The organism is Paenibacillus oryzisoli, assembly GCF_050467285.1.
GTDB lineage: Bacteria > Bacillota > Bacilli > Paenibacillales > NBRC-103111 > Paenibacillus_E > Paenibacillus_E oryzisoli_A.
In genome coordinates this window covers 836,553-858,062 of sequence record NZ_JBCMUN010000006.1, presented here as the reverse complement: position 1 = coordinate 858,062, position 21,510 = coordinate 836,553, and the positions used below count along the sequence as shown (strand labels likewise).

Here is a 21,510-nt window from a genome sequence, read left to right as displayed (position 1 = left end):
CCTAACGATTAACCTACAACAATGTTCACTAACTTACCTTTCACAACAATCTTCTTGCGAACGGCCTTTCCGGCGGTCGCTTCTTTGACTTTGTCGAGATCAAACGCGATCTTCTCCATCTCGGCTTCGTCCGTATCTTTGGAAATCATGACGCGATCCACGATTTTGCCGTTGATCTGCACGACGATTTCGATTTCATTGTCGACGGTCCAAGCCTCATCATACATTGGCCAAGGCTCGTAGGTGATCGACTCTGTTCCCCCCAGCTTCTCCCACAGCTCTTCCGCCAAGTGCGGCGCCAGCGGCGACAGCATTTGCACAAAGTTTTTCATCGCGGCGAGCGGCAGACGCTCGGTTTTGTACGCTTCGTTGACGAAAATCATCATTTGCGAAATTGCGGTGTTGAAGCGCAGACCTTCGTAGTCTTCGGTAATCTTTTTGATCGACCGGTGCCATGTGCGTTTGAACGTATCGCTGCCAAGCGTTTCGTCCGCGGATATCTTGCTGTGCACTTGACCGTTATCATCGACGAACAAGCGCCATACACGGCCCAGGAAGCGGAAAATACCGTCTACGCCGGTCGTATTCCAAGGCTTCGTCGCTTCGAGTGGCCCCATGAACATTTCGTACATGCGTAACGTGTCGGCGCCTTGATTGCTGACGATGTCATCGGGATTTACGACGTTGCCGCGGGATTTACTCATTTTCTCCATGTTCTCACCGAGAATCATGCCTTGATTGACCAGCTTGTGGAACGGCTCTTTCGTCGCTACAAAGCCCAGATCGTACAGCACTTTATGCCAGAAACGCGCATACAACAAGTGAAGCACGGCATGCTCGGCGCCGCCGATGTATAAATCTACAGGCAGCCATTGCTGCTGCTTCTCGTGCGAGCAGAACGCCTGGTCGTTGTGCGGATCGATAAAGCGCAGGTAGTACCAGCAGCTTCCCGCCCATTGCGGCATTGTGTTCGTTTCGCGGCGGGCTTTCATGCCCGTTTCCGGATCGATGGTGTTCACCCACTCACTGACGTTCGCCAGCGGAGATTCGCCTGTACCGGACGGCTTGATTTCATCAACCTCAGGCAGCAGCAGCGGCAGCTGATCCACAGGAACCGGCTTCATCGTGCCGTCTTCCAGGTGAAGAATCGGAATCGGTTCGCCCCAATAACGTTGACGGCTGAACAGCCAGTCTCTCAAACGGTACGTCACTTTGCCGCGGCCTTTCCCGTTTTGCTCCAGCCATTCGATCATATGCTTGATGCCTTGCTCAATGTTCAAACCATTGATCGGGCCCGAATTCACGTGCGCGCCGTCACCAGCGTATGCTTCTTTGGACAAATCCCCGCCCTCAACCACCTGAATGATCGGCAGGTCGAACTGTTTTGCAAACTCCCAGTCGCGTTGGTCGTGACCCGGAACCGCCATGATGGCACCTGTACCGTAGCCGCCAAGCACATAGTCCGCGATCCAGACCGGCACTTTCTCGCCATTCACAGGATTTACCGCGTATGCGCCCGTGAAGACCCCGGTTTTGTCTTTCGCCAAATCCGTACGCTCAAGATCGCTCTTGCGGGATGCTTTCTCTTGATACTCTTGCACCGCGTCCGCTTGGACCGCCGTCGTAATGACCTTCACCAGCTCATGCTCCGGCGCAAGCACGCAGTACGTCGCTCCAAACAGCGTATCTGGACGCGTCGTAAACACCGTCAACGCTTGGTCCGCATGTCCGTCGATCGCAAAAGTAACTTCCGCGCCCGTCGATTTGCCGATCCAGTTGCGCTGCATATCCTTGATGCTTTCGGACCAGTCCAGCTCTTCCAAATCCTCCAGCAAACGCTCCGCATATTCCGTAATTCTCAAAATCCATTGACGCATCGGCTTTCGGATAACCGGATGGCCGCCGCGCTCGCTCAAACCGTCGATAACTTCCTCGTTTGCCAGCACCGTGCCCAAAGCCGGACACCAGTTCACCGGCACCTCGTCTACATAAGCCAGGCCTTTATTGTACAGTTGAATGAAAATCCACTGCGTCCATTTGTAGTACTCCGGATCGGTCGTGGAAACCTCACGATCCCAGTCGTACGAAAAGCCCAACGATTTGATTTGACGACGGAACGTGTCGATATTTTTCTTCGTAAACTCACGTGGGTCATTTCCTGTATCCAACGCGTACTGCTCAGCCGGCAAACCGAATGCGTCCCAGCCCATTGGGTGAAGCACGTTGAAGCCTCTCATCCGTTTGAAACGGGAAACGATGTCAGTTGCGGTGTAGCCTTCCGGGTGACCTACGTGGAGGCCCGCGCCGGACGGATAAGGGAACATATCCAGGGCGTAAAACTTCGGCTTATCCGAGTTTTCCAGCACCTTGAACGTCTTCTTGTCATCCCAAATTTTCTGCCATTTCGGCTCAATCGCTTGCGGATTGTAGCCTTGCTGTTCTCTTGTTTCTTTCAATTCCTGCGTCATGTTACACGACCTCCAATAGCTGACTCTAATCTGTTCCATTCACGCCAAAAAACCTCCCATCCCTAGCGGATTTCGCTAGGGACGAGAGGTCTATTCCCGTGGTACCACCCTAGTTAACAGCAGACAGGCTTTGTCTGTGTTCACTCTTCCCCTTAACGCGGGGGTGACGATCCGGCTAACGCTTCGCAAGTCCGAAACGGTTCACCTTCTGGCTCCGAGGCGAGTTCTCAAGTTCGCGGTCTGCCGGGTTCCACCCCTGCCGGCTCTCTGGAAGACGCTCTTCCTGATACTGATCCTCATCAATGCGCTTATGCAACCTAATTAGGTATGATTATATGTAAAATAATGCCGAACTGTCAAGCCGCGGACAGGCCCATCCTTATTTCTTCGCGATAAAGAAGGCTCGCTCCGTCTGCAGTGTCGGCGTTTCCCACGTAAAATCAGCCGCCATGTGCACCTCGCTGAAGCCTGCCTTACGCAGCGTCTGCTCCAGCCACGCCAGCGGGTACGCGCGCTGTTCATGCGTTTCGTCGATCCGGCGGAACATGCCTGACTTGCCCTCCGCTTTCACGAAAATCGTCAAGTCATGCGTAATCTGCACGCGCTCCTCGTCGAGCTCGCTCGTCCAGATGTACGCGACATCGTCCTCGTTCAGATAAAACGGCTGCGCCTCCGCGTACGCAAACAACTGCTCCGGCGTATGCACGTCGAAGACGAACAAGCCGCCGGGCTTGAGCCCCGCATAGGTTTGGCGGAACGCCTCGGCGATCTCTTCCTTCTCCAGCACATAGTTAAGCGTGTCGCAGAAGGAATACGCCGCATCGACAGGCTCCTCGAGCTCCCATTCACACACATCCTGCTGCAGCCAGCGCACTGATCCCGCGCGTGCGCCGCTCAAGATCTCCGACGCCTTGTGCTCGGCGACCGCGAGCATGTCTTCAGACAAGTCGATACCCGTCACCTGGTAACCGAGCCGCGCCAAAGGAATGCTGAGCGTGCCGGTGCCGCAGCCCAAATCAACGATCGTGGACGGCTTGACGCCGAAGCGCTCGAAGCTTTCCAGCAAGAAGCGCTGCCAGTCTTCATACGGCATGCTTTCCATCAAGCGGTCATATGTATACGCGAATTGTTCGTAGCTCATCTTACTCCTGCGTCTCCTCTTGCTTCATGTACGTCCAATCATCCTCTTGGTACACAAGGCCGTCCTTCATCAGCTTGCCCAGCGCCCGTTTGAAGGCGGATTTACTGAGACCGAAGCGGCTCTGGATGAGATCGGCCGACGTCTTGTCCGAGAATGGCATGGCATGGCCAGGACGCTCCCGCAAAAAGGCGAGAATCACCTCAGCATCGTCGTCGCGGCCTTTCTCCTTCGGCTGGCGCATCGACAGGTTCACGCGGCCGTCTTCCCTTACGTAGGCGACTCTTACATCCACTTCCTCGCCGGCGCGCAGAAGCCTTGTCCGCTCGGTTGGCGCGATCAGCCCGATGACGCCAAAGCCAAGCACACCCGCATCGCAAATGACGAATGTGCCCATCTGAAGCGGACGATACACACGAGCTTTCACCCATTGGTGCTGCCAGGAGGAAGGCGCACGCACGCAAAGAGGAGCAAGATCGTCCTCCAGTGCCATCTTTGCAATCAGGCGGCCTTGGCGGTCGTGAGCCAGTGTTACATACACTTTGTCTCCCGCCAGTGGACGTAGCTCATCCATCTCCGGCACCTGACGGTACGGCAGCAGGAGATGTCGGCCGAGCCCCATTTCGAGGAAATAACCGAACCGCGGATGAATGTCCACGACCTCAAGCAGCCCGACTTCGCCCATGACGAGCTTCGGACGCTTCATCGTCGCCATCATGCGATCCTGCGTATCGTGGAAGAGGAATACCTCCACCTTGTCCCCAACTTTGATGCGGCCGACGATCTCGGCATAGGGCAGCAGATAGTCCTGATACCCATCATTCAGAAAATAGCCGTTAGGCGAAACTTCCCTCGCTACGTCTATCGTAACGAGGGAGCCTGCTTCCACTCTCATACGCGCTCCACAACCTTGGCGTCAGACCAAAGTCTCTCAATGTTATAGTAGGAGCGGTCGTCGCGGTGGAACACATGCAGCACAACGTCCCCAAGATCGAGCAGCACCCATCTCGCGGTGTCGATGCCTTCATAGCTACGGATATTCACGCCGTACTCGTGTGCTTTTTTTCTAGCTTCAGTGGCAATCGCCTGTACTTGCGTCTCCGAGTTCCCGTGGCAGATAACGAAATAATCGGCGATCAACGAGATGCCGTTCAAATCAAGCGTGACAATGTCCATCGCCTTTTTATCTTCCACCGCATTGACAACAAAAGCTAGCACTTCTTCCGGGGTTTTACTCATTCAATCATCCTCCAAAGTTAGGATTGTATTTGTTGCAGCAAATCGTTGCGCGTTAAGACGGTCAGCGGATAAATCCGCTTTCCTTTGGCTAACAGGAACGAGATCGTGGAATCGAAGCCAGCAATGAGCGCCTGCTCCAAGCTCGTCTTCGCCAGTTCGCGAATGTTATCCACGCCGGGAAAATCGCGCCCAGGTTCCATGTAATCGGCAAGACAGACGATTTTATCGAGCAGCGTCATGTTCTCGCGGCCCGACGTATGGTATCGGATGGCATCCAACACCTCTTCGTCGTCGATCCCGAACTGGGACTGGGCGATGAACGCCCCGGCATGCGAATGCCACAGTTCTTTGTCAAAGTCCAGCAGGTCCTGCGGCAAGCCGTTCTCACGGATAATCTTAGCTTGCTCTTGTACGGGCCAATATTTGCAATAATCGTGTAAAATAGCTGCCAAATCCGCCTTCTCGGCGTCGCCGCCGAAACGCTCGGCCAGCATCACGCTCGTCTCCATCACGCCCAGCGTATGGAGCCAGCGGCGCTCCGGCATTTGCTCTTTGACCGCAGCAATCAAAGCCTCACGATTCATACAGCCGGTTCACCTCCATGTACTGAAGCACCTTATCCGGCACGAGATATCGCACCGACGCCTGCTCAGCGCGGTACTTGCGAATCGCGGTCGAAGAGATTTCCACCATCGGCATCGGCACCAGCTGGACGCGCGTCCGAATCGCCTCCGGCAGCTCGTTCAGATCGAGCGAATAGCCCGGCCTTGCGAGTCCGATAAAATGAATTAGCCGCACGATGTCATCGATGCGATGCCACTGCGGCAAATATTCGACCATGTCTGCTCCGATGATATACGCGAATTCGTGCTCGGGATACTGCCGCTGGAGAAGCTCGATCGTATCGATACTATAAGATACGCCGCCTTTGTGAATTTCGATATCGATCCCCCGAAAAAATGGGTTACCTTCCGCGGCGAGACCAACCATCTCCCACCGCTGAAGGCTTGTCGCCCTCGGCTTGTTCGGCTTATGCGGCGGCACATTCGCAGGCATGAGCCAGATTTCGTCCAAGCCTGCTTCCACCCTTGCGCGCTCCGCGGCGATTAAATGACCCGTATGAATCGGATCGAAGGTGCCTCCCATAATTCCGATACGCATATGTCCACCTCTTATAGAGGAAGTTCAAAAAGTCATCTGAAAACCCGACTTTTTGAACACTCACTTATAGTCTTACACCGGAAGTTCGATCTTTTTCTTATCTTTCGATTCTTTGTACAGCACGACGATTTTACCGATCACCTGAACCAGCTCCGCGTCGGCTTTCTCCGACAATTCAGCACCAACCTCTTGACGGTCTTCCCCGCTGTTGTTGAGCACGGTCACTTTAATCAACTCGCGCACTTCGAGCGCTTCCTGAATGTGACGGATCAAATGATCGTTAATGCCGCCCTTGCCTACTTGAAAAATCGGATCAACATGATGCGCAAGCGAGCGCAAATATCTTTTCTGTTTGCCTGATAACATGGAAGTCCCTCTATTCATTCTTATTCAGCTAATGACTGTTCTACAACCTGTCTCATTGCCTCAACAGGTGCAGGCTTGCCCGTCCAATACTCAAAGGCGTACGCGCCTTGATAAATAAACATCCCGAGCCCGCCGTGAATGCGCGCGCCGATCGCTTCCGCTTCCCGCAGAAAACGCGTGATGCGCGGATTGTAAATCAGATCGCTCACGAGATGATGCGGGCGCAGCAAACCGACTGGCATCGGCACGTCCTCCACATGCGGATGCATCCCCGCGGATGTGGTGTTCAGCACGAACGCCACCTCGTCCACAACGTCCTCCAGCTCATCCATACCGACCGCAATCGTGGTCGTGAATGCGCTGATGGTGGCCGCCAGCTCGACAGCCCGCTCCTTGGTGCGGTTCGCGATATAAATCGTGCCCGCGCCTTCCTTCGCCAGCGCATAGGCTACACCGCGCGCGGCGCCGCCAGCGCCTAGCACGAGCACCTTTTGCCCCTTGAGGTCGATGCCGGTCTCTTCTTTCAACGAGCGCACATACCCGATGCCGTCGGTATTGTAGCCGATCAGGCGGCCGTTCTCGTTCACGACCGTGTTGACTGCGCCAACGATGCGCGCGCCTTCGTCAATCTCGTCCATATAGTTCATGACGTCGACTTTATGCGGAATCGTCACATTGACACCGCGAAAGCCGAGCGCCCGGATGCCGCGAATCGCCTCGCCAAGCTCCTCCGGCTTCACGTGAAAAGCCGCGTACATACTGTTCATTTCCGCTTCCTCAAACGCGCGGTTCAGCATAATCGGCGAACGGGAATGCCGAATAGGATCCCCGAAGACGCCATATAAAATCGTATGACTGTCGATCGTCCGGTTCTTCTTCTCCATGTTGCTGCGTTTCCCCCTATCGCACTAAATCAAAGCTTCACGCAAAATCACTTTAACGCCTTTCGGCGCATGGACAGCAAGCTGAGCCCCCGCCATGCTGTTGAGCTTGATCCAGCCGAGCCCGGAAATGAGCACGTCAAAAGACTTGCCCTTCGGTACGTTAAGCGGCGTCTTCACAAGCGCCGGCAGTTCATCCAGATCCGCTTTCCCCGGCGGAGTCAACATGACGCCTTTATGCTCTTCATAGAGCGCATCTGCCTTCTCTAGCTTCGTGCGGTGAATCTGAATCGCGTTCGACGTATAGCACGTAAACGACTGGTGTTCGCCGCGCACAAAATCAAACCGCGCGAGCGCGCCGAAAAACAACGTCTGCGCCTCGTTCAGCTGGAACACCATCGGCTTGAGCGGCTTGTCCGGCATGAGCGGGCCAAGATCTCGCTTTTTCACGACTTCCGTCAGTCTATGCGGATACACAATGCCCGGCGTATCAATGATGTAATGGCCGTCGTCCAGCGGAATTTTGACGAGATCCAGCGTCGTGCCCGGATACTGAGACGTCGTAAGCTCCGCCTCCAAATCGCTGTAATCGCGAATCAGACGATTAATCAATGTCGATTTGCCCACGTTCGTTGCACCGACAACATAAACGTCCATGTTGCCGCGGTGTTCAGCAACCGACGAAATGACGCGGTCGAAGCCGATATTCTTTTTCGCGCTGCACAAGACGATGTCGACAACACGCAAGTTCGCTTCCTTGACTCTGCGCTGCACCCAGTTAATGATTTTGTTCGCATTCGTCACCTTCGGCAGCAAGTCGATCTTGTTGACAACAAGCAGCACGGGATTCGAGCCGACAAAGCGAGCAAGCGACGAAATCATGCTGCCTTCAAAATCGAAAATATCGACAATTTTGACCACGAGCGCCTTCGTTTGTCCGATATGCCCCAGAAGCTTCAGAAAATCGTCCTGCTGCAGTGTGATGCTCGACGATTCGTTATAATGTTTAATCCGATAGCAGCGCTGGCAAATCAACGGCTCTTTCTGCAGTGCCGCCTCCGGGATAAACCCCAGCTTGGTTTTATCCTCCGCCTGCAGTCCAACGCCGCAGCCCACACAATGTAAGTCTACTCTTTCCGTCATGAATCCTCCCTATTTCTTCATCCTGGCGATGGCCCATTTCTCAATCAGGCGGTTCACACGGGTGAACACACCCTCATCCTGCCGGGAAATCGGCTGTACCAGAATGGTATAAAGCCCCATCCGATTGCCGCCCAGTACGTCGGTCAGCATCTGATCGCCGATCACAGCCGTCTGGCGGGCATTCGTGCCGAGCAGCCTCATCGCTTTCGTAAACGAAGCGTTCGTCGGCTTCTTCGCCCGGTAAATAAACGGCATACCTAGCGGCTCCGCGAAGGTCGATACGCGCAGCTTGTGATTATTCGATACAATCACAACTTTGAAGCCGATTTTTTGCATGCGCGCTAACCACTCGATCAGCTCCGGCGTCGCATGAGGATCGCGTGCACCGACGAGCGTATTGTCAAGATCCGTAATGATGCCCCGTATTCCGAAGCTCCATAAATGATCGGCATCGATGTCATAAATCGTCCCCACCGATTGTCTGGGCACTAGCTTATTCAGCAAACCTTTTCCCTCCACGACTTCCTTGAGATATACGTGAAACTATACCATAGAGACACCATTGTTGCAAAAAGAAAAGAACATATTTTCCCACTACGCGCGGTTTGGAAGCGGCAGCCAATCCAGGACGTTCTGAATATGACGATCCCAGAATCCCCATTCATGCTGGCCCGGCTCTTCCTCGTACTTCGCTTCCAATCCGATCGAGCGCAAATAGTCGCTGAACCGCACGTTGTCTTCATATAAAAAGTCTTCCGTACCGCAAATCTGATAAATCTGCGGTGCAGGCTGCGAGGAGCTCACCATCTGCTCCGCAAGGTGGAACAAATCGCTGGCTGTGCCTCGAAGCTCAGCGCCTTCCCCGAAGATCAGCTTCGCATCCTGCGGAAAAGCTTGCATCCGATTGGCGATGTCGACCACGCCGGACAAGCTCGCTGCTGCCGCATAGCGATCCGGATGGCTCAGCGCCAGCTTCAAAGCTCCATAGCCGCCCATGGAAAGGCCCGCTACATAGTTGAGCTCGCGCTCTTCCGCCAGCGGAAAGAACGAGCGCGCAATCGCCGGCAGTTCCTCGCTGATGAACGTCCAATACTTTGGCCCATACGCCATATCTGTATAAAAGCTCCGGTTTACCGCAGGCATGACGACCGCAATGCCATGCTTGGAGGCGTAGCGCTCAATCGATGTTCGGCGCATCCAGATGGAGTGGTCGTCGGACAAGCCGTGGAGCAGCAGCAGCGTCGGGTGCTTCGCCCCGTGTTTCTGCGCCGCCATTCCGATTTGACTCGTGGACGGCTGCGGTAAAATAACGTTCATTGTAGCGGCGACGCCAAGCGCGTCGGAGTGAAAGTGACAATCAAAAAAAGCCATGACAAATAATCTCCTCTCAGTTCGAAACCACCCCCAGTAAAGGCGAGTGGCTCGTCGTCGTTATTTCATTTGTTGTTTCACACGGGTAATCAAATCGCTGGCAGTCTGATAATCGACTTCCGTCGCTGCCCGTTGGCTGTACTTCGCCTTCTCGAACAGTTCCAGCAGTAGCTCGAGCTCGTTCTTCAGCCACTTGCTCTGCTCGCTCCAACGGGTCGTCGCTTCGCGCAGCGTCTCATGCTCCAGACGGGTGTAGCCTCTACGGCGGGAGGTTCGGAGCCATCGCTCAAACTCCACCACAATTTTCTGATTGAAATTGACGACTTGAATCTTTCTACGTCGTGCCCGGAAAGCGCGCCATGCTTCGCTGCGGAGGCCCAGAAATGCGCCTGCACCGATCACGGCAGCGGCGGCGATGCCGCCAAGTGTCCACCAGAGCCAGTTCAAGCCGCCCGACTCGGCTGCCGTTTCCGTAATATCCGGCGTGTCTGTATCCGTCGTCAGATCTTCCACAACCGGCGCCGCCTCCGGAAACGCATTCGGCAGTGTAAATCCGGATGTCGGCTCGAAGGAAATCCAGCCATACCCTTCAAAATAAACCTCGACCCACGAGTGGGCGTCGGAGTTGCGAACCGTATACGTGGCTGCGCCGTCCAGATCGACGCTCGCCCCGAGCTGACTTAGGATGCCTTGTTCTTGCATTTCGTCAATGGCGGACGATGTCCCCGACGAGTAACCCTTCACCCAGCGCGTCGGCAGCCCGATCGAGCGGGTCAATACGGCCATTGCGGTCGAGTAATAATCGCAGTATCCCTGTTTGATTTCGAACAGGAAGCGGTCGACAAAATCTTTGCTTTTCGCTTTCGACTCATCCGGTGTGTTTGTGTAAGGGTAGTGTGTCGATAAATATGCCTCAATCGCTTTCGCTTTGTCGTATCCATTCGTCGCGTTTTTCGTGATGTCGACCGCAAGCTGCTTGACGCGCTCTGGCAGATCAGCAGGCACCTGCAAGTATTCCGCCCATTCCGGCTGACCAGTATAATCCTCCTGCACCGCTCTCAGCCCGTCTTCTTCAATAATAGGCTCCTGAACGAGCAGCTTGTAATTTTGCGGGTAGCCTCCTCGGCCCATAAAGCGCAGCTCGCTTTGACGCGGTGACCACAGCACACGCTGAAACGGGTTCTCGCCGCTATTGATTTCTTCCACTTTCTGTATCGCAAAGCCGCCGAACAAAACGGGGAAAGCCTCCTGGCGTTCCATGACGATGCTTTGCGTCACTTCTTTAGTCTTAAGCAGCGACGTATTGAATCTTGCGTCAGGCTGCAAAGCGTTCACATTCACCCGAAAGATCGGGAGCTTCCTCTCCACCGGGCTAAGCTCCCAGCCTTTGCCATTATACAACGAACGGGTTTCTCCGCGGAAGTACGTTCTTTTGCTCGATTCCACCGTCATCACCGGTGTGTAATCGTAGCGGAAGCCGCCGCCCAGATGGCTGTCGTCCCGGCTATAGCCGGAAGACGCGTCGGCCGTAGAGCCCGTCGCCGTCGTGGAGATGCCTTTGCCAAGCTGCGGCACCGTCTCGCCGTTGCTCACCTTCCATGCGGTGTACGGATCGGTCAGAATCGGATTAATTGTCGGGGCAAAATACCCTACAATCCCAACGACGCAGATCAGCAGCACAATGGGCACGAGAAACGAGGACGGATAGTCCGAGATCGTCTCCCAGATGCTGGGCGCCCGCATTTTGAGATGCGTAAAATGTTTGATAATGAGCAGCATGAAGCCGCACAACAGCACGACGGCGACCTGCGGCCACAAAAAAATCGTCGAGAACGAATCGCGAACCGCGAAAAATAATACCGATACAAAAATGAGGACGACGATGCGATACCGCGATTGCACGGACCAGATCGTGAATAAATAAATGAGCCAAGCGGACAAGCTGAACCAAATGTAAGGCTCTAATTGACCGGCATTCAGACCAATGAACCGCAGCACGCTATTCCACGTTGTCAGCTTCAGCGGTACAAAATGATACCCCATTCCGATTCCATGCAGGAGTGCAATCGATACGAACTGGATAAGAATACGCCAGGACTCGCGCAGCTTGGGAATAAAATACGAAGCCGCCGTCAGCGCCAGCGTCGTCGTCACATAGGTGACGGTTTGCGGCAGCCACACGCCGTCTTCTTTCATAATCCAGATGACAAACTGATAGAGAAAGATCGCCACGAGCACAGCGGACATCCGCTTAGCCCAATCGTAGAACACCCACCGACTCCACCATACGTTAGGCATATCGCTTCACCCCTCCCAATTGCTCAGGGAGATCGGCGAGTTGATTGACCTCGTAAGCCATATAACCGAGTGCGCGAACGGCTTTGACCCAATCTTCATGCGCCGGTGCAGTCGGCCCATTCAGCGGTTTAAGCGGCTGTGTGCCGCCACCGTCGACCCAGATATGGCAAGGATTCACACCCATAAGCTCGAGCTGCTTCAGGATTTGCAGCATCGGCCCCCCCTTGGACGGGGAAATAAGGACGAAGAAGCAGCCTTGCGGCCATTCGCGTGAACGCTCCTTAATCATCTGCGACAAGGACTGGAAGCCGTCGGCCTCCACACCGACCAAATGATTCACAATCTCCGTATGCTGGTGCTGACTCATTTTCGGCTCATAGTACGTAAACGTTTTGCCCGGCGAGAGGAGCCCGAGCGCCAGCTCGCGCCCTATGCCGAAACGGAAAATCGAAGCCGCGATCGACACCGCCAGCTCGAACTGCATCGCGTCCCGATAGGAACGCGACGTCCGATCGAGCACGACAATCGTTTTGGGCAGCGATTCCCGTTCGAACTCCTTGGACTTCCATGTGCCGGTCTTCGCCGTCGCATTCCAGTGAATGCGGGACAGCCGGTCGCCGTAAATATATTCCCGAACACCGTTAATTTGCGTCGTTTCCCGATGCGACCGGGTCGACGTGGAATGATGCTGCATCCCTTTCAGCATGTGATGGAACTGCGCCCATTCCCGAATCGCCACCGTCTGCGGATAAACCGTAATCGGTTCCTGCATTTCCAACCGCCCTTTATGCTGGAAGAAGCCGAAAATATCCTCCGTCAAGCACTCCGTCGCATCGAACCGATAGTTGCCTCTGCGCAGCGGAGGGGTTAAATAATGGAACTCGCCCCGGCGCTTCCAGTCCGGCACAATCGAACCTTCAAACACCGACTCGTCGCCGTTTGCGCGGATCAAACGATCCTTGAGAAGCACATATGGAATCGGCCAGACGCCGGGAATTTGCACGGAGATGCGGATGTCGAGCATGCTGCCCGCCTCCACCTTGGCTTCGGAGCCCTGCACCGTCAGCTTGCGCGTCCCTTGCGAGCGCCGAATGCCGCTCCAATAGCCGGAGAGCAAGTAGACCGATAACAGCAGCATAATAATAAAGAGCATCGAAGCGAGCTTACCGCCTTGAAACAGCAGGAAGAACAAGGTAATGGTAAATAACGTGATCAGAAACCACAAAGCCGCAGGCAGCCGGGGACGCTCCCCGAATCGCAATAGAACGGGTCGCTTCATAGGCTCACTTCTCCATTCTTACCGGAACGCGGACCTGCTCAAAAATTTTGGCCAACACCGAAGGGACGGTCGCTCCGTCCATCCGGGCTTCCGGATGAAGAATAATCCGGTGGCTGAGCACAAACGGCGCCAAATATTTTATATCGTCCGGAATGACGTAGTCTCTGCCGTGCAAGTAGGCGAACGCCTTGGAAGCCATTACGAGGGAAAGCGTCGCCCGCGGGCTTGCTCCGAGCAGCACGGAGGCGTGCTCACGCGTTTTGCGCGTTAGCGTCACCAAATAATCGGCTACCGCATCATCCATATGCACATGGCGGACTTGATCTTGAATGTGGAGCATGCGCTCGCTATCGAGAATCGGCTGCAGCGCTTCCATCGGATGGGCGCTCCGCCCAAAGGCGATCATCGCCTTTTCCGCCGCTTCGCTTGGATAGCCCAGACTGAGCTTGATCATAAAACGGTCCAACTGCGCTTCCGGCAGCGTGTACGTGCCTTCAAAATCGATCGGGTTCTGCGTCGCGAGCATAATGAATGGCGCGGGAAGATCGAATACGTCGCCGTCCACCGTGACGTGATGCTCCTCCATCGCTTCAAGCAGCGCGGATTGCGTTTTGGTCGTGGCGCGGTTGATTTCGTCAACGAGCAGAATATTCGTCATGATCGGGCCCGGACGGAACAAGAACTTCTCTTCTTTGGGATGATAGATGGAAACACCGGTAATATCGGAAGGCAGTAAATCCGGGTTGCATTGGATGCGCCGGAAAATGCCGTTCATCGAACGGGCGAGTGATTTGATCAGTACGGTCTTGCCTGTGCCGGGAACGTCTTCGAGCAGCACGTGGCCGCCTGCCAGCATCGCGGTGAGCAGCAGCTCAATCTCTGCGCTTTTGCCTAATATGCACGATTCCAAATTGGCTTTAAGGCGGGCTATTTCTTCTACATGATGATGAGTGGCAGTTTCCATCGTGGTTCCTCCTTCGGGATATGCTGCGCCCACTTATATGAGTAAGCGTTGCCAGAAACGAATATAAACGGAAGATCGTAAAACCGAGGATTTGTCAGAAAAATGAGGAAAACATATACATTTCTAGTGTACAAGAAAGTTTTTCTGGCGTATACTTGTAAATCCTCTAAAGTTCTTTGTTTAAATATACACCATGTGCGTTACGGGATTGTTACAAGGGCATAAAAAATAGGACAAGCCTGCGGCCTGCCCTTCTCTTCCTGTGCCTCTTATCCCTTCGGCTTCGTCAACACCGCGGCGATAAAAGAAAAAATAATCGCTGCGGAAATCCCCGCCGAAGTGACTTTAAAAATCCCGGTGATAATGCCTATATAGCCGTCTTTATGCAGCTCCTCCAAAGCGCCGTGCACGAGCGCGTTGCCGAAGCTCGTGATCGGCACGGTGGCGCCGGCGCCGGCGAACTCAATGAACGGATCGTACAGATTGCAGCCGTCCAAGATCGCGCCGATGACAACGAGCGTGCTCATCGTATGTGCCGGCGTCAATTTGCCCACATCCATAAGCAGCTGGCCCACGATGCAGATTGCGCCCCCAATTAAAAAAGCCCATACAAAATTCATGCGTACAGCCCTCCTGACTCAATCGCAACGGCATGTGCGATACACGGAATGCTTTCGCCTTGCTGGAATGACAGCGGAGACAGCAAGGCGCCGGTCGCCACGACAAGAATCCGCTTCAGCTCCCCGGCAGCCATTCGCTTCAGCAAGTGGCCGTAGGTGACGGTCGCCGAGCAGCCGCAGCCGCTCCCGCCGGCCTGGACGTTCTGTTTCTCGCGGTCGAAAATCAGAAGTCCGCAGTCGCTGTAGGTCGTCTGGTCGATCGGGAAACTGTGCTTATGAAACAGTTCTCGCGCAATGCTCGTGCCAACCGCTGCGAGATCGCCGGTAATGATCAAATCGTAATACGATGGATCCCGGTCCAACTCGCGGCAGTGGGTCTGGATCGTATCGACCGCGGCGGGCGCCATCGCTGCGCCCATGTTGAACGGATCGGTGATCCCCATATCAACGATCCGACCGATCGTAGCGGCGGTCACGACGGGCCCGTCGCCTGATTTGCCCAGCAAGGCGACGCCCGCCCCCGTGACCGTGTACTGCGCCGTCGGCGGCTTCTGCGAGCCGTACTCCGTCGGATACCGAAACTGCTTCTCCGCCGTGCAGTTATGAGAGCAGGTGCCCGCCATAATGTAATTGGCGGCGCCGGAATCGATGAGCTGGGACGCGATCGCCAGCCCTTCCATCGAGGTGGAGCACGCTCCGAAAATGCCGATGTACGGCATATTCAGCGTGCGCACCGCGAATGTGTTGGAGATGATCTGATTCATCAGATCGCCTCCAACATAGAACTGGATCTGGCCGTCCGTCAGCCCGGCCTTCGCCAGCGCGCGCTGCGCGGCTTCCTCGAGCAGTGCCTTCTCGGCTTTTTCCCACGTCTTCTGACCAAGGGTCAGATCGCCGTGCACAATGTCAAAGTCCTCGCTCAGCGGACCTTCGCCCTCGTCGGGACCGACAACAGTGCCGGTGGACAAAATAACCGGCCGCGATTTGAACTCCCAGCTTTGATGCCCTTTTAGCATACGTGCCTCAGCTCCCGCCCATAAAGATTAGATGCGCGATCCCGACGAAGAAAGCGGCGACCGTGCCGAACACGATCACCGAACCGGCTAACTTGAACATATTGCCGCCTATCCCGAGTACAATGCCTTCCGCACGATGTTCGATCGCTGCGGAGCACAGCGAATTGGCAAAGCCGGTAACCGGAACCGCAGACCCCGCGCCGGCCCACTGGGCGATTTTGTCGTAAACGCCAAAGCTAGTCAGAATGACGGCAATAATGATCAAGCTTGCTACGGTCGGGTTGCCCGCCGTTTTCTCCGTAAAGCCGAACCATTTGATGTACATTTGCATGAAGCATTCCCCGATCAGGCAGATCGTGCCGCCGACGAGAAATGCACGGAAGCAGTTTTTGACGACCGGCCGCTTCGGTTCCTGCGCTTTCGCCAGCTGTTGGTATTCCTGCTGCGTCATGGTCAAATTTTTCTTTTTCTGATTTGCCATATGGCCCACTCCAATCCCTGTAACTTTATGCTTTCAACAGTACCTTCACGCTCTGAATGACCTCCGTCAGTCTGGCGGAGCTTGCCTCGTACATAAGCTTGGCTTCCGTATCTTTCGTTGTCATCGCAAACAGCTCGAGATCAGCCTCACACTTCTTCAGCGTCGCCAGCAGCATCGGCCGCTGTGTCGGCTCGGGCACCTGAATTTTATCGTCGAACAGATCGACGGTCAGATCGCCATGCGTGTCCACTTGGGCAAGGAACACATTTTCTACCGGAATGCCCATCTTCTTCAGCTCGGTCATCAGCCAGCCCTTACTCTTCCCGGCAGCGGCAAGCGGCTCCAGCTGAATCACACCGTCCAAAATCACGGCATGCGTCGGCTTCTCGATCGGCAGCTTCATGTCCAGATGCTTCGGAGTCAACGGCTGAAGATCGCTCTTGAGCAGAACGCTCAGGTCGCCGCTGGACTCAAGCATCGCGAATTCGACATCGGCGACGCGGAAAATATTTTTCGTCCGCAGTTGCTCCATCAGCTCGTCGCCCGTATATCGTTCCTTCTTCAGATTGTCCTCCAGAATCTTGCCGTCTTTAATGACAACCCGGCCTTTGCCCTCGATCCAGTTGCGCAGCGTTTTGCTTTTCATTGCCAGCAATTCCAATCCGAATGGGACGAGGCACCACACCAGAATGGCAATAATGCCATGCGAATAATTCGTTTCTACATCGGTTGAGATGGCGCCCGCCAAATCCCCCAGCGTAATGCCGATCACATATTCAAAAAATGTCAGCTGTGAGATTTGCTTTTTTCCCAATACGCGTGTCAACGCAAATAGAATGACAAGCGTGGAAAACGCCCGAATGACGATATGTATCCAATCCGGCATCGTGCTTGGCCTCCTTTTGTCCTCTTCCAGCCTTCACATTATGTGCTAAATCGGCGGCGGCTATCAGGAAAACGGACTGGATTTATTTGTTATGATAATCAATTTACACTTCGGGTATCGTAAGTAGCGGCACTCTTACTGCAGGCCACAATAAAACTAAACGAAGAGGTGCAACCCATGACTGTAGCTTCCCAAGTAAAAACGACACTCGCTTCCCTCAAAAGTGCGCAAGCCAGCCTTGAGACCTTTGCGCTGAGCACGCAAAACCAGGAAGCCAAACAGCTCTATCAGAATGCCGCCGCTTCGACGCAGGAAATCGTAAATCAGGTTTCCTCTCGTGTGCAGCAGCTTGAGAATGAAGAGCCGCAATATAAAGGCTTCTAACAGAAGCCTTACATGGAAAAGCCGACTGCGAACCGCAGCCGGCTTTTCTTCACAAGAACAACAAACATAAGATAAACACCAACAGCACGAACAAAATTAAAATGAGAAGCATCAGTTGCTCCTGTTGCAGTGGCATAGCCGCCCCTCGTTTCCCATAAAATTACTCGGGTTGTTGACCCGACGCCTTTCTAACCTCGTTTGCCAACCGATGAAACTCCTCCCGCGCCTCCGGGTCGTCAGTTGCGAAGTACGCCGCGGACAAAAAAGAGATGATCACATTGGCATCCTCTACACTTAGCATGGTATTTTGCCTCCTATGGATGGGGTTCCCCGGCCATTATTTGCCGGTCCAATAATCGAAAGTCAGTTTGCTGCTGCGGAAAAAAGCATACGGGATGTAGCAATAGCCCTGATCGCCCCACGCTTTCCCCCAGGAGTTGCGGGCAATGATGTAACCCTCGCCTTTCCGTTTGCCTTCCCGGTAACCGACGGCTAACAACGCATGTCCGCCTAGCAGCTTGTCGGTTCGACGGTTGGGCAGAGGAACTTTCCCCGTCGTACGGGCGGTCTTGCCTGTAAACGAGCTGTAGATCCAGATCCCGAAGACAACGGGATTGCCTTCCGCGAGCGCCGCTTTGATCCCGGCCAGATCGTGAATCCGGTGGTAGCCGTCGATCCGGTAATAATCTGCCGACCCTTCCGCCTCCGGCGAAGGCTCTTCGCGAAACTTGGCGATCTGGTACGGCCATATCCGCTCTGGACATACACCTGTCTTATGAAGCACTTTCATACCGTCGCGAATCGTCGCCCCGGAATCCTGCATGACCGTGTTCTCCAGTTCACGTTCATGCCAATAGTGGAACAACCGGGATAGGCGTGTCGAAGTTCCCTGATCTTTGCGCAGCCAAAACTCCCGAAGCCCGGACACGATCGCGTTCGACGTACAGGAGCCGAGCGCGCCCTGATTCACAACTGGGGGCATATCGCCGCGTAAATCGACCCGTTTAGGCAGCTGCGACTCACGAACGTACGTAACACTGCGGAAAGAAAGGTCTCGGAAATCGCGGGAATCCCGTCTGACTGTATATTTGCGCATCGTTTCTTTCCTCCTATGGAGCTGGCGAACCAGCGTACTTCAGTGTATTCACCCATAGGCGGTCAGGTGCGTTTGCCTGCTTGACAAAAAGAGCCCATCCGCTTAATAAAAGCGAAGGGACTCTTTTGAATAAATCAACGCGGGTTACCGTTATTCCGTAATCGTAACCGTGACCGGCGACCATTCGCCGATGACGGTTTGACCGTGCAGCGAGACGCTGCCTTCCGGGGTCAAGTCTTTCTCTGTCATGATGCCGAGCGCTACCGTGAATCGGTTGAACTTGATCGGCACATTTCGCTCGCGGCGCACTTCTTCATCGTTGACGAAGAAAACAACTTCATCAGCGGCTCGGTTGTACGTAATGCGGTACGTGTTGAATTCGCGCGGCATGAAGTTTGTGTCTTCTTTGAAAATGCAGAAATAACGCGTTTTATTCGTCTCCGGCACCTGCACGCCTGGGAACGGCAGCACCGCATACACGCTGGCGTATTTATCGTTGCCGGCGAAGAAATCCAGTGCCGCGCCGGTCGTAAAATCAAGCAAGTTCAGCGACACGAAGCCGTCATACAGATCGCCAGGGGTCGTCCCCGTCGTGCGGGCGCGAATTTGCAATTCGAACGATATCTCTCCGTTCTCCGGCACATCCACTTCTTTCGCCGAGTAGTACATATGCTTGGCATTGTCGAGAAACTGCACATAATCGTTTTTGCGGCTTAGCTGCGCACGGGCGTACAGCGTGTTATTACGCACAATGACCGTCGCATTCGGTTCTCTGAACTCCCAGAAAGAGCCGTCCGGCAGCGGGAAGCCGCCGATTTTCCAAACTTCGCCCTCATCTAAAATGGTATGAAAATCACCAATGGTAAATTGTCTGCTCATGGTAGTGTACCTCACTTTGCAAGTAGTCGGCTCTGACTAGAGCCGCTGAATAATCGCCTGCACAATAAGCGAAAGCATCATGATGACGCCGCCTCGCGTCGAGGCTTTCACCGAAGCGCCCATCAGCGGAAGATACGCGGGAGATGGATTTTCGGCTTTCAATAACGTGTACACCCGGTAAATCGGAATGGCTGACAGCAGAGCCAACAGCGCATAATAAGGGAAGACCCCGGCAATTACGCATACGATCAATGCGATATACGACAGGGCAAACAGCGCTTTGCTGAACCAGAGCGCCCGCCGTTCGCCCCAGACGACGACCAGCGTCTTTTTGCCTGCGGATTGATCGGCTCTCCAGTGTAAGAAATGATGATTAAACAAAATCAACGTAGTCAGCAGCCCGATGGGCAATGACAGGATAATCGGCCGAAAATCAACTTGACTCGTCTGCACGTAGTAGCTGCCCAATGTCGGCAAAATGCCGAACGACAGCAAAATCGCAATCTCGCTATAGCCTTTGCCGCGGTAGCCGAATTTAATCGGCGGCGCGACGTAGAAGTAAGCGATCAACCCGCCTAATGCGCCGAACAGCAGCACCAACCAGCCGCTGAACAGGCTCAGCACTACACCGCTCACCAGGGCAATCGCAAAAAGCCCCCAGGTCACAAGGCTAAACGTTCTCTCCTTGATTGTACCGTTGGCTAGAAATCCGGAATTCGTGGAAATCGTCGACGCAGTTTCTTTGGCCGCTGTATCAATACCGTTGCGGAAATCCCATAAATCGTTAATCATATTGGAAAATAAATGCGCGGCCACCGCCCCGATGATCGTCACAACAAAAAGCCATGGATGAAACGTATCGTTCCATACCAGCGCGCCGAGGCCGCCTAACAGAACGGGAATCACCATGACAGGAATGACCCGAAACCGCGAAAGCTTCATGAATAATGTCCAATTATTCATCGCTCACTCTCCTTTCTATTCATCTATTACTCTACGAATCTACCGCCTATGCCCTCATGTTATCCCAATCGAAATCGGCCGGCAAGTACAGAAGGTTTCCCTATGCACCATGCGGTCCCTCGTCTGGAGGAAGCTGACAGCAGCAAAAAGAATGCCGGAACGCATCCGACATTCTTGACTTCTTCCATATTGAAATTCTACTCCAGATAAAAAACTTCGCGCATCGGCGTAATCGGCACCGCTTCGCGGAAGTCGAAGGAGCCGACGACCATCTTGGACGTAATCGCATTCCAGCGGTTGCAAGCTTCGCTTTCCGCGAGGTAGGCAAAAGCTTTATCCAAATCGTCACAGTGGAACACATAGAAAAATTGATTGCCGTTCTGGAAGATCGAGTAGTCGCGGATCCCCGCTTTGCTATGCTCTTCCATAATTTCCGGCCAAGGCTCCAAATGCATGCGAACGTACTCGTCCAGCACGTCCTCCTTAATTGTCCATGTCCAAGCGAATTTACCGCTGTTCTTCATTGAGAATTGCCTCCTTGGCGTTGTGGAATCTATCTTTTTACAAGATCCTCGCGAATCGGTGTGAACACATCCAAGAGTGCAGACGCTTCCAACGCCGTCACGCCGTGCTGTGCGCCGCTAGGTATGTAAACCGTTTGGCCCTGCTCAATTACCGTCACAACGCCATCGATCGTGAATTCAATTTTCCCTTTCAAGCAATAGGACATCTGCTCATGAACATGGCTATGCTGGTAACCGACTGCCCCAGGCTCGAAGTGAACCTCCATCATCATTAAACCGCCTTCGGCTTTCAGAATGCAGCGTTTGACGCCGGGTTCTGCGCCTTCCCATACACCGATATTCGACATGTTGAC

At 54.2% G+C, this 21,510-nt stretch carries 25 protein-coding genes and 1 other annotated feature; of the genes, 1 reads left to right on the top strand and 24 read right to left on the bottom strand.

Features of this window, described 5'->3' with window-relative positions; all coding sequences use genetic code 11:
• Positions 1 to 8: 8 nt before the first annotated feature.
• From leuS to ABE504_RS12465, 18 genes are all read right to left on the bottom strand, one after another.
• A complete protein-coding gene (leuS, locus tag ABE504_RS12550; protein WP_430088625.1) occupies positions 9 to 2,468 on the bottom strand; it encodes a leucine--tRNA ligase in 2,460 nt (819 codons plus the stop codon).
• Positions 2,469 to 2,542: 74 nt separating this feature from the next.
• Positions 2,543 to 2,780: a binding site (T-box leader), on the bottom strand.
• A gap of 67 nt (positions 2,781 to 2,847) precedes the next feature.
• On the bottom strand, positions 2,848 to 3,609 hold the full coding sequence (locus ABE504_RS12545; RefSeq protein ID WP_430088623.1) for a class I SAM-dependent DNA methyltransferase: 762 nt from the start codon (positions 3,607 to 3,609) through the stop codon (positions 2,848 to 2,850).
• Position 3,610: 1 nt separating this feature from the next.
• A complete protein-coding gene (locus tag ABE504_RS12540) occupies positions 3,611 to 4,501 on the bottom strand; it encodes a CvfB family protein (protein ID WP_430088621.1) in 891 nt (296 codons plus the stop codon).
• A complete protein-coding gene (gene rsfS / locus ABE504_RS12535; protein ID WP_430088619.1) occupies positions 4,498 to 4,845 on the bottom strand; it encodes a ribosome silencing factor in 348 nt (115 codons plus the stop codon). Before rsfS ends, ABE504_RS12540 begins: the two co-directional genes overlap by 4 nt.
• Positions 4,846 to 4,862: 17 nt before the next feature.
• Entirely contained in the window at positions 4,863 to 5,429 is a 567-nt protein-coding gene (yqeK, locus tag ABE504_RS12530; protein WP_430088617.1) for a bis(5'-nucleosyl)-tetraphosphatase (symmetrical) YqeK, read from the bottom strand.
• The gene (locus ABE504_RS12525) at positions 5,419 to 6,006 is read right to left on the bottom strand and encodes a nicotinate-nucleotide adenylyltransferase (protein ID WP_430088615.1); all 588 of its coding nucleotides are present in this window, start codon (positions 6,004 to 6,006) and stop codon (positions 5,419 to 5,421) included. Before ABE504_RS12525 ends, yqeK begins: the two co-directional genes overlap by 11 nt.
• A 72-nt stretch (positions 6,007 to 6,078) precedes the next feature.
• Positions 6,079 to 6,372 (bottom strand): ribosome assembly RNA-binding protein YhbY, encoded by a 294-nt coding sequence (gene yhbY, locus ABE504_RS12520; RefSeq protein ID WP_430088613.1) that lies wholly within the window; start codon positions 6,370 to 6,372, stop codon positions 6,079 to 6,081.
• Positions 6,373 to 6,392: 20 nt separating this feature from the next.
• Entirely contained in the window at positions 6,393 to 7,256 is an 864-nt protein-coding gene (gene aroE / locus ABE504_RS12515; protein WP_430088611.1) for a shikimate dehydrogenase, read from the bottom strand.
• A 24-nt stretch (positions 7,257 to 7,280) separates the two neighbouring features.
• The gene (gene yqeH / locus ABE504_RS12510; protein ID WP_430088609.1) at positions 7,281 to 8,396 is read right to left on the bottom strand and encodes a ribosome biogenesis GTPase YqeH; all 1,116 of its coding nucleotides are present in this window, start codon (positions 8,394 to 8,396) and stop codon (positions 7,281 to 7,283) included.
• A gap of 9 nt (positions 8,397 to 8,405) precedes the next feature.
• A complete protein-coding gene (locus tag ABE504_RS12505; RefSeq protein WP_430088607.1) occupies positions 8,406 to 8,900 on the bottom strand; it encodes a YqeG family HAD IIIA-type phosphatase in 495 nt (164 codons plus the stop codon).
• 90 nt (positions 8,901 to 8,990) lie between these two features.
• Positions 8,991 to 9,767 (bottom strand): alpha/beta hydrolase, encoded by a 777-nt coding sequence (locus ABE504_RS12500; protein ID WP_430088605.1) that lies wholly within the window; start codon positions 9,765 to 9,767, stop codon positions 8,991 to 8,993.
• Between the two features lie 60 nt (positions 9,768 to 9,827).
• On the bottom strand, positions 9,828 to 12,065 hold the full coding sequence (locus ABE504_RS12495; RefSeq protein WP_430088603.1) for a transglutaminase TgpA family protein: 2,238 nt from the start codon (positions 12,063 to 12,065) through the stop codon (positions 9,828 to 9,830).
• Entirely contained in the window at positions 12,058 to 13,344 is a 1,287-nt protein-coding gene (locus tag ABE504_RS12490; RefSeq protein WP_430088601.1) for a DUF58 domain-containing protein, read from the bottom strand. Before ABE504_RS12490 ends, ABE504_RS12495 begins: the two co-directional genes overlap by 8 nt.
• 4 nt (positions 13,345 to 13,348) lie before the next feature.
• Entirely contained in the window at positions 13,349 to 14,308 is a 960-nt protein-coding gene (locus ABE504_RS12485) for an AAA family ATPase (protein ID WP_430088600.1), read from the bottom strand.
• 269 nt (positions 14,309 to 14,577) lie between these two features.
• Entirely contained in the window at positions 14,578 to 14,928 is a 351-nt protein-coding gene (gene spoVAE / locus ABE504_RS12480) for a stage V sporulation protein AE (protein WP_430088598.1), read from the bottom strand.
• Positions 14,925 to 15,944, bottom strand: coding sequence for a stage V sporulation protein AD (spoVAD, locus tag ABE504_RS12475; RefSeq protein ID WP_430088596.1), 1,020 nt, complete (start codon positions 15,942 to 15,944; stop codon positions 14,925 to 14,927). The genes spoVAE and spoVAD overlap by 4 nt, the downstream gene beginning before the upstream one ends.
• 7 nt (positions 15,945 to 15,951) lie before the next feature.
• Positions 15,952 to 16,425: a stage V sporulation protein AC gene (spoVAC, locus tag ABE504_RS12470; protein ID WP_430088594.1), complete on the bottom strand. Its 474-nt coding sequence runs from the start codon at positions 16,423 to 16,425 to the stop codon at positions 15,952 to 15,954.
• Positions 16,426 to 16,450: 25 nt separating this feature from the next.
• Positions 16,451 to 17,311: a DUF421 domain-containing protein gene (locus ABE504_RS12465; protein ID WP_430088592.1), complete on the bottom strand. Its 861-nt coding sequence runs from the start codon at positions 17,309 to 17,311 to the stop codon at positions 16,451 to 16,453.
• 177 nt (positions 17,312 to 17,488) lie between these two features.
• On the opposite strand from ABE504_RS12465, the gene ABE504_RS12460 reads away from it, so the two are divergent.
• Positions 17,489 to 17,695 carry a DUF1657 domain-containing protein gene (locus tag ABE504_RS12460; protein ID WP_126142435.1) on the top strand — a complete coding sequence of 69 codons (207 nt, stop codon included), beginning with the start codon at positions 17,489 to 17,491 and terminating at the stop codon, positions 17,693 to 17,695.
• Positions 17,696 to 17,855: 160 nt separating this feature from the next.
• Here ABE504_RS12460 and ABE504_RS12455 read toward each other — a convergent pair whose 3' ends face one another.
• The 6 genes from ABE504_RS12455 to ABE504_RS12430 all read right to left on the bottom strand — a co-directional run bounded on the left by ABE504_RS12455 (position 17,856) and on the right by ABE504_RS12430 (position 21,504).
• A complete protein-coding gene (locus ABE504_RS12455; protein WP_430088590.1) occupies positions 17,856 to 17,996 on the bottom strand; it encodes an N-acetylmuramoyl-L-alanine amidase in 141 nt (46 codons plus the stop codon).
• A gap of 36 nt (positions 17,997 to 18,032) precedes the next feature.
• Positions 18,033 to 18,791 carry a C1 family peptidase gene (locus tag ABE504_RS12450; RefSeq protein ID WP_430088588.1) on the bottom strand — a complete coding sequence of 253 codons (759 nt, stop codon included), beginning with the start codon at positions 18,789 to 18,791 and terminating at the stop codon, positions 18,033 to 18,035.
• A 150-nt stretch (positions 18,792 to 18,941) separates the two neighbouring features.
• Positions 18,942 to 19,670 (bottom strand): DUF6081 family protein, encoded by a 729-nt coding sequence (locus tag ABE504_RS12445; RefSeq protein WP_430088586.1) that lies wholly within the window; start codon positions 19,668 to 19,670, stop codon positions 18,942 to 18,944.
• Between the two features lie 36 nt (positions 19,671 to 19,706).
• Positions 19,707 to 20,633 (bottom strand): prenyltransferase, encoded by a 927-nt coding sequence (locus tag ABE504_RS12440; RefSeq protein WP_430088585.1) that lies wholly within the window; start codon positions 20,631 to 20,633, stop codon positions 19,707 to 19,709.
• Between the two features lie 197 nt (positions 20,634 to 20,830).
• Positions 20,831 to 21,157 (bottom strand): L-rhamnose mutarotase, encoded by a 327-nt coding sequence (locus ABE504_RS12435; RefSeq protein WP_430088583.1) that lies wholly within the window; start codon positions 21,155 to 21,157, stop codon positions 20,831 to 20,833.
• 29 nt (positions 21,158 to 21,186) lie between these two features.
• Complete coding sequence (locus ABE504_RS12430) at positions 21,187 to 21,504, bottom strand: cupin domain-containing protein (protein ID WP_126142447.1); 318 nt, start codon at positions 21,502 to 21,504, stop codon at positions 21,187 to 21,189.
• Between the last annotated feature and the right edge of the window lie 6 nt (positions 21,505 to 21,510).

Bases quoted from the DNA above. Each gene is read 5' to 3' on its own strand.
- leuS (WP_430088625.1), bottom strand. From the start codon at position 2,468: ATGACGCAGGAATTGAAAGAAACAAGAGAACAGCAAGGCTACAATCCG.
- ABE504_RS12545 (WP_430088623.1), bottom strand. From the start codon at position 3,609: ATGAGCTACGAACAATTCGCGTATACATATGACCGCTTGATGGAAAGC.
- ABE504_RS12540 (WP_430088621.1), bottom strand. From the start codon at position 4,501: ATGAGAGTGGAAGCAGGCTCCCTCGTTACGATAGACGTAGCGAGGGAA.
- rsfS (WP_430088619.1), bottom strand. From the start codon at position 4,845: ATGAGTAAAACCCCGGAAGAAGTGCTAGCTTTTGTTGTCAATGCGGTG.
- yqeK (WP_430088617.1), bottom strand. From the start codon at position 5,429: ATGAATCGTGAGGCTTTGATTGCTGCGGTCAAAGAGCAAATGCCGGAG.
- ABE504_RS12525 (WP_430088615.1), bottom strand. From the start codon at position 6,006: ATGCGTATCGGAATTATGGGAGGCACCTTCGATCCGATTCATACGGGT.
- yhbY (WP_430088613.1), bottom strand. From the start codon at position 6,372: ATGTTATCAGGCAAACAGAAAAGATATTTGCGCTCGCTTGCGCATCAT.
- aroE (WP_430088611.1), bottom strand. From the start codon at position 7,256: ATGGAGAAGAAGAACCGGACGATCGACAGTCATACGATTTTATATGGC.
- yqeH (WP_430088609.1), bottom strand. From the start codon at position 8,396: ATGACGGAAAGAGTAGACTTACATTGTGTGGGCTGCGGCGTTGGACTG.
- ABE504_RS12500 (WP_430088605.1), bottom strand. From the start codon at position 9,767: ATGGCTTTTTTTGATTGTCACTTTCACTCCGACGCGCTTGGCGTCGCC.
- ABE504_RS12495 (WP_430088603.1), bottom strand. From the start codon at position 12,065: ATGCCTAACGTATGGTGGAGTCGGTGGGTGTTCTACGATTGGGCTAAG.
- ABE504_RS12490 (WP_430088601.1), bottom strand. From the start codon at position 13,344: ATGAAGCGACCCGTTCTATTGCGATTCGGGGAGCGTCCCCGGCTGCCT.
- ABE504_RS12485 (WP_430088600.1), bottom strand. From the start codon at position 14,308: ATGGAAACTGCCACTCATCATCATGTAGAAGAAATAGCCCGCCTTAAA.
- spoVAE (WP_430088598.1), bottom strand. From the start codon at position 14,928: ATGAATTTTGTATGGGCTTTTTTAATTGGGGGCGCAATCTGCATCGTG.
- spoVAD (WP_430088596.1), bottom strand. From the start codon at position 15,944: ATGCTAAAAGGGCATCAAAGCTGGGAGTTCAAATCGCGGCCGGTTATT.
- spoVAC (WP_430088594.1), bottom strand. From the start codon at position 16,425: ATGGCAAATCAGAAAAAGAAAAATTTGACCATGACGCAGCAGGAATAC.
- ABE504_RS12465 (WP_430088592.1), bottom strand. From the start codon at position 17,311: ATGCCGGATTGGATACATATCGTCATTCGGGCGTTTTCCACGCTTGTC.
- ABE504_RS12460 (WP_126142435.1), top strand. From the start codon at position 17,489: ATGACTGTAGCTTCCCAAGTAAAAACGACACTCGCTTCCCTCAAAAGT.
- ABE504_RS12455 (WP_430088590.1), bottom strand. From the start codon at position 17,996: ATGCTAAGTGTAGAGGATGCCAATGTGATCATCTCTTTTTTGTCCGCG.
- ABE504_RS12450 (WP_430088588.1), bottom strand. From the start codon at position 18,791: ATGCGCAAATATACAGTCAGACGGGATTCCCGCGATTTCCGAGACCTT.
- ABE504_RS12445 (WP_430088586.1), bottom strand. From the start codon at position 19,670: ATGAGCAGACAATTTACCATTGGTGATTTTCATACCATTTTAGATGAG.
- ABE504_RS12440 (WP_430088585.1), bottom strand. From the start codon at position 20,633: ATGAATAATTGGACATTATTCATGAAGCTTTCGCGGTTTCGGGTCATT.
- ABE504_RS12435 (WP_430088583.1), bottom strand. From the start codon at position 21,157: ATGAAGAACAGCGGTAAATTCGCTTGGACATGGACAATTAAGGAGGAC.
- ABE504_RS12430 (WP_126142447.1), bottom strand. From the start codon at position 21,504: ATGTCGAATATCGGTGTATGGGAAGGCGCAGAACCCGGCGTCAAACGC.